Origin of the sequence: Pseudomonas sp. CC120222-01a (assembly GCF_003097235.1) — a bacterium.
Lineage (GTDB): Bacteria > Pseudomonadota > Gammaproteobacteria > Pseudomonadales > Pseudomonadaceae > Aquipseudomonas.
Genome location: NZ_QEQQ01000008.1, coordinates 130639 through 143051 on the forward strand (window position 1 = coordinate 130639; position 12413 = coordinate 143051).

6 protein-coding genes and 1 pseudogene are annotated in these 12413 nt (G+C 52.4%); 4 read left to right on the plus strand and 3 right to left on the minus strand.

The features are described from left to right. Positions 1-54: 54 nt before the first annotated feature. A complete protein-coding gene (locus N430_RS12985) occupies positions 55-612 on the minus strand; it encodes a TetR/AcrR family transcriptional regulator (protein WP_110637584.1) in 558 nt (185 codons plus the stop codon). 254 nt (positions 613-866) lie between these two features. Continuing rightward, positions 867-1478, minus strand: coding sequence for a trans-aconitate 2-methyltransferase (locus tag N430_RS12990; RefSeq protein WP_110637583.1), 612 nt, complete (start codon positions 1476-1478; stop codon positions 867-869). Between the two features lie 583 nt (positions 1479-2061). Between N430_RS12990 and N430_RS12995 the strand changes: the two are divergent. Both N430_RS12995 and N430_RS13000 read left to right on the plus strand, forming a co-directional pair. Next, positions 2062-2753: pseudogene (locus N430_RS12995) on the plus strand (IS5 family transposase). A 98-nt stretch (positions 2754-2851) separates the two neighbouring features. Continuing rightward, the gene (locus tag N430_RS13000; RefSeq protein WP_133248846.1) at positions 2852-3637 is read left to right on the plus strand and encodes a hypothetical protein; all 786 of its coding nucleotides are present in this window, start codon (positions 2852-2854) and stop codon (positions 3635-3637) included. Between the two features lie 399 nt (positions 3638-4036). Here the strand turns inward: N430_RS13000 and N430_RS13005 are convergent, their stop codons facing one another. Then, positions 4037-9169 (minus strand): ATP-binding protein, encoded by a 5133-nt coding sequence (locus tag N430_RS13005; RefSeq protein ID WP_178083387.1) that lies wholly within the window; start codon positions 9167-9169, stop codon positions 4037-4039. Positions 9170-10205: 1036 nt separating this feature from the next. Here N430_RS13005 and N430_RS13010 point away from each other — a divergent pair. Then, complete coding sequence (locus N430_RS13010) at positions 10206-11360, plus strand: caspase family protein (protein ID WP_110637580.1); 1155 nt, start codon at positions 10206-10208, stop codon at positions 11358-11360. Further along, on the plus strand, positions 11357-12397 hold the full coding sequence (locus N430_RS13015) for a hypothetical protein (RefSeq protein ID WP_110637579.1): 1041 nt from the start codon (positions 11357-11359) through the stop codon (positions 12395-12397). Before N430_RS13010 ends, N430_RS13015 begins: the two co-directional genes overlap by 4 nt. Positions 12398-12413 lie beyond the last annotated feature (16 nt).

Consider the following 12413-nt stretch of genomic DNA (forward strand, 5'->3'; position numbering starts at 1 on the left):
CCTTAGCCCCAGGGATCAATGCTCTGGGGCTTTTTTTGGGCTGGCGAAAGCAGGTCAGCGAGCAGGTGCCGCAGCGCCGTCGAGGAATAGCAGTTCCAGCGTATGCACGGACGTCGCACTGGCCGCCCGTCCGCGTCGTTCGGCATCGACGATGCCGTACACCATGCTCAGGAACATTTCAGTGAAGATCGCCGCGCTGATATCGATCCGGAAAGCGCCCACTTGCTGGCCACGCAGGAAGAAAGCATCCAGGGCGTCGGCATAGGCCCGCCACGGGCGGTTCGCCTCGCTGTCGTCGAACGAGTCCGGGCGGTACTGGAAGAGCAGGAAGATCATCATCTCGCGATGTTTGAGGTGCTCGACAATCAGGCGATGCAGAGCCGCGGTCGGGTCGCTGCCGTGCAGGTCGGCGTTGCCGATGACCTGGGAGAGGACCTGGTCGCCATAGCATTCCAGCATGTTGACCAAGTTGTCACGGGTTCCACAGAAACGGTGCAGGGTCGCCTTGCTCACGCCCGCCGCCTCGGCGAGCTCCTTCAAAGTGGCTCGAGGGTGGACAACGAACGCGTCGGCCAGTGCTTTGAGCAGGCGCTCATCGGTAGGAAGGTGCATCGGAAGATTCCACACTGCATGTCGTGGGGGCATTGTGAATCAAAATGGTTTATCGGGCACCCATTTGAGCAATTAATGGTTCAACCAAGTCGTTTGAGTCGCTGTACTCGCAAAAAGCGGTGCAGAAGCCAACATTACTCGGTCCTAGCGCTGCATGGATTGAGGAGGGGAGAATGAACATAGTCGAGGGAGAGGCTTTCGTATAACTAAACTAAATGACTATTTAGTGTAGTTATAAAATAAAAGCATATAAATCAGCAGTAGCGGCGGGCGACCCATACCGTCTGACCGCCACAATCTGGGTCTTCGACGATATGGTCCAGCACCTCAAAGCCATGGGAATGCAAGTGTGCGGTGTATTCCTGTGCATCCAGACTGGCGTGATACAAGGTTTCGCCTTGGAACACACCCAAGGCTTCACCCAGTGACGGGCCACTGGTGAACATCAGAATTGCACCCGGTGCCGCATGCCGCTGGAACACGGGAAACATCCTGCGCTGATCATCGGGTTTGAGATGAAAAAAGCTGTTCCAGGCCAGGATTGCGGCGTACTGATTATCAAGCGACAGCGTGCGCATGTCTGCGTGAATCCACGAGTGCTCAGGGAAACGACCGCGACATAGAGCAAGCATCTGCGCTGAGGAATCCACGCCGGTGACTGCAAGGCCGGCTTCGATCAGGTAACGCGCCACGGGCTGGCCAGAGCCACAGCCCAGATCAAGTACAGTTGCCGATGGCGTCAGCAAGGCATGGAAGCGTTCGATCCATTTATGTTCGGTCAGGCGATTGCCGCGCAATTCATTCCACGTGTGGGCGTGTCGGTTGTACAGGTCGATGATCTGGTCGGCAGAGGGATGGTGAGGCATGTAGCGTCCTTGAAGCTGGAGATGGATCGTCCTGGGTGGATGCTGCTTGGATATCGCCATGAAGATAACGTGTGGGGCTTGGTATGGACAAGGAATCGGAAAATGGGGCTTGGACTGGTTTGAAATCTGCCCAACCACGTTCAGGTGGCCACATACGAATCTGCGTATAATGCATATTATGTTAAATGATGTATTACAGTAGCGTCACCCCACCAAGCAAAGTTTCATCATGAGCAGCGCTCAGAACTAAACCTGCGAAATGCGGAAAACTGAAGATGCGAAACCGGACTCCCCGCATATTTTGAAATTTTTAGTTCTTGCCCGCGAGCTATGTACATTTTCGAGTGTGCGTTCGCTGGACAAAGTCACCTTGACCTCGCAACGACATCGTACTGAATACCGTGTATTCTGTAATTGCTTGCTCCGAGACTTGTTGGCGATGAGCCTCCCCTTGGAGACGTTTGATAGCCCGGCTTCAAATCCGGGCTTCATTTTTCACCTCCCCATTCAAGTTAAGCTCTGTACGAAATCCCGAGAAATCCAATCGCCGCCCCTCGAACGCTCGACGGAAAGGAACTCTGTGATGGCAAACCGTTACGAACTCTCGGACGAGGCCTGGGGTGCGGTCTCCGATCTCTTCATCGAAACTCATGGCCGAGGTCGGCCGCGCCTGAGTGACCGGCTGATGCTCGATGGTGTACTCTGGGTGTTCTGCTCGGGGGCTGCTTGGTGAGATCTGCTGGAGCGCTTCGGTCTATGGTCAACGGTGTACCAACGGTTTCGGGATTGACGGAATCAGTGGACTTCCGATTAGATGCTCAGTTGCGTCGGCCTTACAACCAAAATCTACATGCTCTACGACGCCAACGAGATACCGGTACGCTTCCTTCTCTCTGGCGGTCAAGCCAGTGACATCAGCTACGCCCAGCCACTAATGGACGAAGTCAGCATTCCATCAATCCAACGTGGCCGCCCGCGTAAACGCTGTAAATGGTTGCTTGCCGACAAGGGCTACGTCGCTACTTCGATCATTATCGAGTGCAACCCGTCATCCCGCTGCGTTCAATCAAACGCAAGCCTAAGCCTGGCTTACCCAAACTGTTTGATCAGCCCAAGTACCGGCAGCGCAACATCATCGAACGGATGTTCGGCTGGCTTAAAGAGAACCGCTGGATCGTAACGCGTTACGACAAGCTCCCGAAAAGCTATGCCGCCATAGTCTCACTGGCTTGTTCCATGCGGTGTTTGCGACATCTCTTTTCGTACAGAGCCTAGATACCCTCTTGCTTTTTTTTAAAAGCAGTAGAAAATCTCGAAGGCTCTTACGGGTCATGACTTCAGCCTATGATAAGGATGTAGAGGGCTATTAAAGAATGAGCGAAATAAAACCATGCGCCCTGTGCGGTGAGTCAAAACCATTGCGCGACAGTCACTACTTTCCCAAGGCGGCATATAAAGAAATGGGGAAGCCAAAGAAAAACAAAACTTCACCCGTAAAGCTAGATATGTTGAAGGCGAGAGCATTCTCTTCCGACAATCAATATAAAAAATATTTGCTGTGCAATGACTGCGAGCTGCTCTTCTCAAAAAGAGAGGGTATAGTCTCTCGATTCTGGCGAAAAAACTCAGGCTTCTTGCTGAAAAACCAGCTTAAAAACCTGAAAATGTACGAGGACTACCACGATCAGCGCGTATTTCCAGTGTATCCCCCCGTCAGTATCAAACAGGATGATTTATTCTATTTCATCCTGAGCATAGTATGGCGCGCAAGCCAAGGGCCGTGGGGAGATTTACCCGGCATAAATGGTATCCCTTCTAGTGTTATGCCCCACATCGAGAAGTACCTGCTTGGATCTGGCCCACAGCCTGCCGGTATAAAGATAATAATTTACGTTGACTGGAAAGATCGCTTAAAAGACATGATGCGATTTGTCTCTGAAGGCCCTCATTATCCAGGCGGCTATTGGTTTGCGCAGTTCGTTATCCTAGGTTTGACCGTGGATGTATTTTTTGGATGCAATCCGAATCAAGAACTTGATATAGCTATGCGTTTTGGTGGCGAGCGTATGATACTTATATTGGATATCGAAAGATCCAATCAGTTCTATGAGTCCATGGCAATCGTCAAGGGCGCCCCTAATTATATAGAAAAAATTTAGTTTGAGCTTTTCTTCTTTACTTTAAATATAGAAAACATGCAGTATTGTGGAAGCATCGTTCGACGGAACCTTGCTTCTACCCTGCCCCGCTTGCTCACTCCGAACCTGCAGTCACGGTCCAGCGAAGATCTCCACGCTCTGCAATAACAAGCATTTATTGAACACAGGCAAATCATCTGCTAAAGGCGCTTAAGAACCATTGGGGTAGGAAAATCCTCTTGCGTGGGATTTCTACTGGTTCGGACCCTTTTTGAGCGCCTGGCCAAAGGCGATGCTGAGTTCCAATTTTCAGTTCCCGTAAAAGGAACGATGAAGCGCTTATGCTTATGGGGCACCATGCCCATGAATTCAAACAGTTCATTGATACGCAGTCCAACCGAGTATGGGTTACGTAGTTTGTCACTGAGAACCATCAGCAGTTCTGCGAACCTCCCTGAATGCCTCACTTTGCTCTAAGGCTGAGCTACGGCGATCACCCAAGTCTATCAACGCATCGAGGATACGCAGTAACGCCAGGGCCTGATCTTGCTCGAGTGGATAGTGCTTATCCGTAAGGCGCTGAATCGTAGCGGCGATACGTGCGGGCAATGTGGTTCCTGTCCAACCGCCTTGCGACAGGTGAATGGATTCCAGTGCGGCTGCCACCTGCTGTGAGAATGCCTGAATGGGATAGGCATCGGCGGCTCGCTCGCAGAGGGTCAAGAACTTGCTCATCACGTCTGGTGACCAGCCAATTTTGGCCATGATGCGAGTGATCATCGGCATGATCGCCGCCACCTGTGACCAGTCGCCATTCGCAAATCGGGTCGCCTGCGGTGCATCTGTTACGGCTACGAAAAGCAGCGCCTCGACGAGACGGGCCAATGCGTTGTCGTGAACTGCACCGTCGCTTTTTTCTGAGAAGGCTCGATCATTGATTAGGCGCTCCGCACACATGTCTAGCAGCCGTAGCATATGCGCATCGATGCGGACGGCGTCGACTACATGGTGGATAGTCAATGACCGGGCAATGCGACTCAGCATCTGCAATGAGTTCCTCTCCGCTGACAAGAATGGCTGCAAGCAGATATCTATGAACCACTCTTCGTCGAGCAGGGGCGCCGATCGTGCAATCAGGCGGCTGAACGTGTCATGCCACTGGTACCCATCTGGGTGGCGTTGTTTTTTACCTGCTGATCCTGGTGGAAACAAGCGTGATGCAGTCCATGTGCAAAGTTCATCGAGCGCCGATTGCCAGTGGCTTTTGTAGGTCGCGGAAGTACACCACCGCTCAACTGGGAAAAACTTGAAAATCCCTGCAGCGAAACGCCAATCAAAGAACGGGTCAGGATCACGCAGATACCGATCGCTACCGTCATCCCAATCTTCCTCCTTGCCAACAGGTAACTGCAACCAGGCCACCGGCATGGGCGGGAAATGCGCCGGGCGCTGTTCTGCCAACGCCTCCTGAGCGAGATGCAGTGCCTGCTCACGGCTGGCACGGTCTCTGGAATGATCGTGGCCCCCATCGGGCGTCCAGGTTGAACGCCAGCGGATGGCTCGCCTCATGACGAGTAAAGCGGCCACCCAGGTGACTGCCAAGTCATCGTCTCGTAGTAAACCGGCAAACGCCAACGCCGAAATGTCCTCCTGCGGATGGTCAGTCAGTTCAAGCAGCATAGCGACTGCATCAGAATCCTGATTGTTGTTGACGCGTTGCTGCACCAACGCTGCAATGAGGTGATTGAACGGATGCCATGGTACCTGCGAGCCGTTCAAAGGGCGCTCCTGCATGTTCCAAACACGACCCATTACTTCCCAGGCCCAATCAAGATCATCACTCTCAGCCTGACTAAAACGGATGACACACGCAGCGATGCAGGAAATTGCGCTTTGTACAGCATGATCTCCTACATCAAATCGCACCGTGAACATGTCGTCCGAATCTTGCTGCTTAGCAAATGCCACCGCGCTGGTCAGCTTCATGCGAGGTTGCAGAATGTTTTGTTCCAGTGACTGGGTAGCCCAAGCGAGAACATTCGATGCGTGAAGAAAAGCCTCTGCTTCATCAAATCGCAACTGTTGTTGAGCGTCGAAGGGAACCGGCGATTCATAGGAAATGGCTTGATGACCCGACTTCGTAGCCACGGCGCGATAGTTGTCGACATCGCCTTGGCCTGCCCATTGCTCTGCCAAGGACTTCAAGCGGCTTGCAATTGAACTATTGCTGGCGTCCTCTTCAAATTCGAATGGAAGCCTGTCGGGGAATGCGGCCAGTATCGCCTTGCACCGAGCGCGCAACTGATCGTCTGTCGAAATGGCGAAAGCCATGGCAAGCTGACGCACATTGCGTTTACGGCTTGTCCGCGTTCTTAAGAATGCCTGGGCTTGGCACTGATCATCCGTAAGGCCCGAATCTAGGCTGAAGCCCAGGACACCAAGCTCTAGAGTGGGTGTTTGTACGACACGTTTCAGGTCATGCCCCCAGAGTCTTTGGCACCCGACCAAAGCCATTGTTGTTTCTGACACGTGAAGCGATTCGAGCGCTATGAGCAGGGCTAATCCAAGTGCGGCAATACATTCAGACTGTTCGACCACCACACGAATGAGTTCATCTGTCGGCCGACCATTTTCCAACTGCCGGAATGCCCAGTAGCTTTGGGCAAGAAATGCGCACTCCAGTGGAGCTGCGCCCAATTGGCCTTGGGACCAACTATAAACTGTCCAGTCCCCCCAGAATGTCTGCTCGCCCCAGGGGAAATCCACTACAACGGGCAAAGGTTTTTTTGTGTCGGCTCGAAGGGCGTGTACTTGCTGCCAACCTTTCACTGCATGATTCGCCATCTTATTAATAAGCTTGAGTGCGTGATCGGGCGCATGGGCAAAGAGGCTAGCGAACGGTTCGTGAAGCGCTGAGACGTCGGTGTAATAATGGTGGTATTTGTTGATGCCGACTTCATCAAGCTCCGGAAACTCCCGACCCAAGGGATAGAACATCTGGTCCAACTGCTGTTGCTGTCTGGGCGTTCGCTCTGCTTCTGGAATTTCGCGAATGGCTTTCCTGCGCTCCGCGCTTCTTCGCCTCTCCTCCTCCTCCCTAGCAAAGCGGGTACCAGGCAACTCTTCCAGGAGTTCTGATTTGGCCAGCTCAATGACAGCGTCGGGCGCCACGGCTGCCATGACGTGTGCATATGCCATGAGCGTACCGTAATTAGCATCCCGTAGGTGCTCGGCGGCGGCTGCGTGTTGGTAGAGTTTAATCGCTGGGTCTGGGAACGCCGGTGCGCACCGGAGAATTGCCCGGCGCAGAGACATCGCCAATTGCTCGCGCGCATCGCGTCCTAGTTCCTTCCATTTGTTACCGGACGACTCGACACGGTTGGCATTTTCAAGATCATTCAGCCAACTGACGCTCTGGGCTACGATACTGCCTGTGCGTTGGATTGCATTGTGCCCCCACATGTTCAGCCACACTTCGAAAACGTCCGCGGCATGCGGAACTAGACGTCCAGGCACCGTATCTGCGACGTATAGCAACCAATCGATCAGTCGTCCCCAAGTCCTGACATCAGAGGGCCACCCCAGTAGATGTGCAACGCGGATGGATTTTTCCCCGTCGTCAGTGCTCGCTGCACGGCCCAATACGACGGGGTTTGGGATCGTGTGCTCTGCCTGAAACCACACCAATAGCTTTTCCAAGAGTCGAAAGTCCTGTTCCTGCAACACAGCAGTAAACTCTGCCCATGGGCCTGCATCGGTGAAAGCAGTGGTGAACGGAGGTGCGGTCAGCCAGGTTCTTCGCCATTGCGGTCTAAGAGGCTTGCTCTCCAACAGTCGATAACCGGTTGTCCATCTACCGGGGGTGCCTAGGCTTCTCTGCGCCAGTAGTCCCACTACTCGCCCGAGCAATGGCGGCTCCCCGGCGTCCAAGATTGCGCTGTGCCAGTCGGAATCGAGATCAATTAATACCCGGTAAAATGCCCATTCGAAGAAGATATCGTGGGTAAAAGAGACGGCCGCGCCATCATCATGGTCGCGAATTATCAAATCGGCTTTCAGCGCTGCCAACTGGGGCACGGTAGTACTATCCAGCCTTCGGATCCGAATGCGTCTACCCAGTTCCCCTACTCCCTTCTCTGCCAAATCGAGAATGGCCCGTCGCCTCACCTCCGCTGACTCGGACACTGCGTCGTAGCCCGCCCGGGACCACCAGGCTGCAATCAAATCAGTTTCCGTGTGAAGCGCTGAGGTCTGCATCGCAGCGCTGTTTCTCGCCAAGACCGCAGCAAAGAACGGTCGGCGTGCCACTTCCTTCACAGCAGACGATATGCTTAGCAGCGAGCGCAGAGCAGGAACCTGTTCGGCGAGTTCGGCTGCCTCTGCATCGTTAAACGGATCTACGACAACATCGCCAATACCATGTTCTCGGTAGAAGCTGCTGGGGAACCACGCGCGGTAAGGTTCCAGGCCTTGATCCCGGGAAGTTGCCAGGACTTTCCAGTTGCGGAGGGTTCCGTGGCTCTCAATCACCTTCAACAAATCGGTGATGATGCCCTTCTGATCCAATGGAACGCGGTCAATACCGTCGATAAAGAGAACTGGTGTGCCGGTACTACCTATTTCGGTAAGAATCTCTTCTGCACTATGGCGCAAGCCCAGTGCTGCAGAGAATGCGGACCAACTGTTGCCGAGCAACCGATCTGATTTCAGGAACAGAATTGGTCCTTTGTCGAATGCTTCTTCTGCTTCACCTTTTAAAGCCACGGATTTCCCACAGCCGGGCAACCCTGTGAGGTTGACCAGGCGGAACATGCCCAGTGAGGCTTGAATTTGCTTGTTGATACGGGGACGTGCGATCCGGAAATCGCCAATCGTCTCCAGAATATCGGCCATATTGGCTGAGGAGTAGCGCTGAATTAACTCCAGATCAGCGCTGTAGCTTGGGGCGCATCGCAGCCGCATAGCGCCTTGCAACTGCTGGACAAGCGTGGGTCGGGTCCATTTTCTCGCATTACCCGCACCATCACTGGCGATCTGGCACAACCGGTTGAACAGCAACTCGGCTAGGCCATCTTTGTCACTGGCAAGCACGCCCTTCAACTGAGTAATGACTGCCCCCCTAAAAGTTCCTCTCTCACCTAGCCCATCGATTCGCAACGCGACAAGGTGTTGATAGAAGTCCAGTTCTTCATCGTTGGTTTGCGTCTCAGTCAGTGGCTGTAATACTGTGCGCATTGTGCGCTCTGCCGCCGCAGCAGACCCTCCAGTCTCGAAGCGTCGGTTGAAATCCGCCCCACAAACATCTGCCCGGGCCCATTCAATCAGCCGATTGAGTGAACGTAAGCTATCTACTGCGACATTTTCCGTCACAAAGCCGAAGGCATCGCGGCCGACCTGGAATGCTGGCAAGCTTCGTGTCATGGCCGCGGCAGCCATTGTGCTTAGAAAGTCCGAGTTGCTGGGCGCGGCCGTGAGTCGAAGGGAACGCTTCACCTGCAGCCCGAGGGTCCGCTTTCCGGCTTCATCCCTCATTTCCACGACAAGGTCGTCCATCGGATGATCAGCCGCTTGCTGTACTGCGACCGACTCGACTACTCCAGTGCACCCGGCGGCATGCCCTTCAAGCAGCAAGGCAGCGAGGTAGTAAGCCACCACCAAGTCTTCGTAGTTGAACCCTGCCCCACCTGTCAACTCTGTGGAGGTTGATTGGCTTTTGCCACTCGCAGTCATACTGATTCCCTTCGCGGTTCGTCGATTGCACCAGCCAAAGGGCTCCGATGCTGAATCGATGACTCTAATATGGCTTATACGCCCTCGGATGGCAGGGAGGACTGACTGATGACCAGCATGGGGCTGAAGTCGCCTGTCAGGGTCCGGGTACCCTACGAATAAAACGGATTGTGTCCCACAGCTCAATCGGCATACAGCGAAATATGCATGATGGATGAACACGACACACTCTGTGGCATTTCTAGGTGAATACACATCCAGTGAGCTGCGATGATGCCCCCTAGCTGCAGCTAAGAGGTCTATCGGCCGCGCATTGAGCTACTGCATCGATGAACAAGCGCAACCTGCTGCCTTTCAGGCCGGCATCCACCGATGCGGCAGCAGTTTCCCGGTCTCACTGGCTCTCTCGCTAGGCAGCCCCATCAGCACATCTTTCAGATAGACATCGCCTGTCACCCGCCTAGCTCATATCTAAGTGGAAAGCCCGGCGAAAACGCTTTGATAGCCAACCAATCCCGTCTCATCACACCAGTGCTGGGCCTTACGATTTCTGGCAATTTGCTGGCATCTCTAGCGGCTAGGAATTAGCATTTGGACTGACTAGGAAAAATTCCTCGCTGGCGTCCCGTCCCGGTTGAGCCGTAGCCAACTGAGAAGCCAGATGGAGGTGAGCGTTTAGGGAAGAACCCCTAAAGCACTCCCATGAAACCGCCGAGTGCATGTAGACATCAGATGAATCCTCTACCAAAACCGGGAGTAGCTGGCTATGTGGAAGATGGTAGCCAGTTAAGATTTAGGGTTCAGGATTTTTGGAGCGTTGGGGTTAGACACTGGGCCCTATCAAGGAGTTGGTTACCGAATGACAGCAGTAATAGATGACAGTTCGGATTCCGCTGGAACCCATGTGCTGATCATCGGCATAAGCGCATACGACTATCTGTCGGGGACGAAAGGCGAACCCAGTGAGCAAGGGCTAGATTCTGGTCTCGTGCAGCTAACTTCAGCTGCACGGTCGGCTTCTCGGTTCGCAACTTGGATGATGAACGACTATCATCGAAAGGATTTTCCTCTGCGAAGTCTTCGGGTACTTCTCTCACCAAATACCGAGGATGAGGTGGCACCCGCTCTTAAACTAGCGCTTGGGGCGGACTCTGTACCTACAAGAGATAACGTAGCTAGCGCGTTCAGGAACTTTAAAAAAGCGGCCTCTCGAAACCCTGGCAATATCGCTATCGTTTATGTCGCAGGCCATGGTGTTCAGCTTACAAACACCGGAGCCGTTTTGCTTTTGAGCGATTTTGCCCACCCGGATCACGAGAATGAGCGATACCGCGGGGCGGTGGATATGAGAGCCATGCATGAGAGTATGACCTATTCTAATGGTGCTAAATCTCAATTTTGGTTCGTAGACATTTGCAGGCAACGGCCACCGGAAGCTCGCGAGTTCGAAGAACTAGCTGGTGTTCTTAAACATGATAAAGGCATCGCCGGCGCAGTTGCGTGCTCCCCCCTGTTTCTTTCAGCATCCAATGGAGAGCAGGCGTTTGCAAAACCTGGCGAGCTCACATTGTTCTGCGAGGCGCTGATGCTCGCTCTTGCCGAGGGACATGCTGCCTCTTCTGAAGGTGAGCGCGCCTCCCCTTGGCTAGTATCAACAAGCAGTTTACAGATGTATTTGAAAAAAACCGTATCGCGCCTGGCCGAAGAGCGTGAAGAAAGCCAGTGGACCGAATGCACAGGTATATTCAACGATGAAATCTTTCATGAGTGCAAGGCGGCACCTGTAGTTGATCTTACAGTGCAAGTTAGAGAAGGAATGGAAGTAACAAATTACAGCGCAAAAATATGGCAACTAGAAAAAATATTATATGATAATCATTGCGCTTGGCCACTGCGCGCAAAAATTCCTGCTGGACTGTATACAATTGAAGTTACTACCCTGTCTACTAAACACAAAGACTCAGATCATCTCAAGCTTACACCGCCAAGTCGCCTAAAGGAGCTTCCACTATGAGTGAAAGTACTTCCCTAGAAGCCAACCTGAAGATTAGAGTAAAATCTAAGTTTAATTATGGCGGTCGAGGAACTGAAATCGATATAAGGGATAATGAACTAATTCTTGTAAAAAAGGCCACTACAGAGAGGGAGTTCAATCTGCCTGTGGGCTTATATGAAATCAGCGCTTTTCTTGGGGATGGGAAACGAGCTGCTAAAGTTATTGAGATTACACCTTCTCAAGTGGCTGAAGTCGAATTTGAGCCTGAATTCGATTACCAGCCGTCCCACCCAGAAGATGACAGTAAATTCATCATGGTGGAGGGACTAGAGCAGGAGGGGGGAGAAAATATAAAATTGTTAGTCACAGAGGATGACTTTACTGTTTACCCAATAGAAGACTATTGGATTATTCAGCACAAGCATGCAATGCGTAAGGTTTCGGTGCTCACATGCGAGAGAAACGAAAAGCAGATCCAAGTTAGTCTGCCAATCAGCGAAGGTCACCACTATTCCGTAACCTGCCACGTAAAGAAAGACCTGGAGTCACGACACCTTCCAGTTCTAGTCAATATATCACAAAATCGATCCATAGCTTTTTGTTTAGAGAGCATGCTCAAAAGTGGGCAGGTTATGAAAGCGGCGGATGTCGCGAGCAAAGCTCTTGAGACGTTGATGGAAAAATTTGTTGACCCTACAGGTGCACTGCTTGCAGCACTAATACTCTACAAAACTGGCAGAATCAGTGAGTGGGAAAAAAATCTTTTAAAAGGTCTCGAAAAGAAATATGGATGGCTACCCGATTGCAAGATCGTATTAGCATTGCATTTGGCGGCCACCCATAATGCTGAGGAAGCATTGCGACTGGCTTGCGAGGCTAGCAAGGAGCGAATTCTCCTAACAGAAAGCTTCTCGTTACTACTAGATCTACTTAGGTATTGGCCCGACGCAGCCCAAAACCAACAAAGAAATGAAGCGCTCATGCGCTTGGCAAAAATCGCCCCCCTGGTAAGTTGGGAAGCGATGTACTTAACCACCGTTACATCGAGAGTTTGAATTGTTTTCAATACAA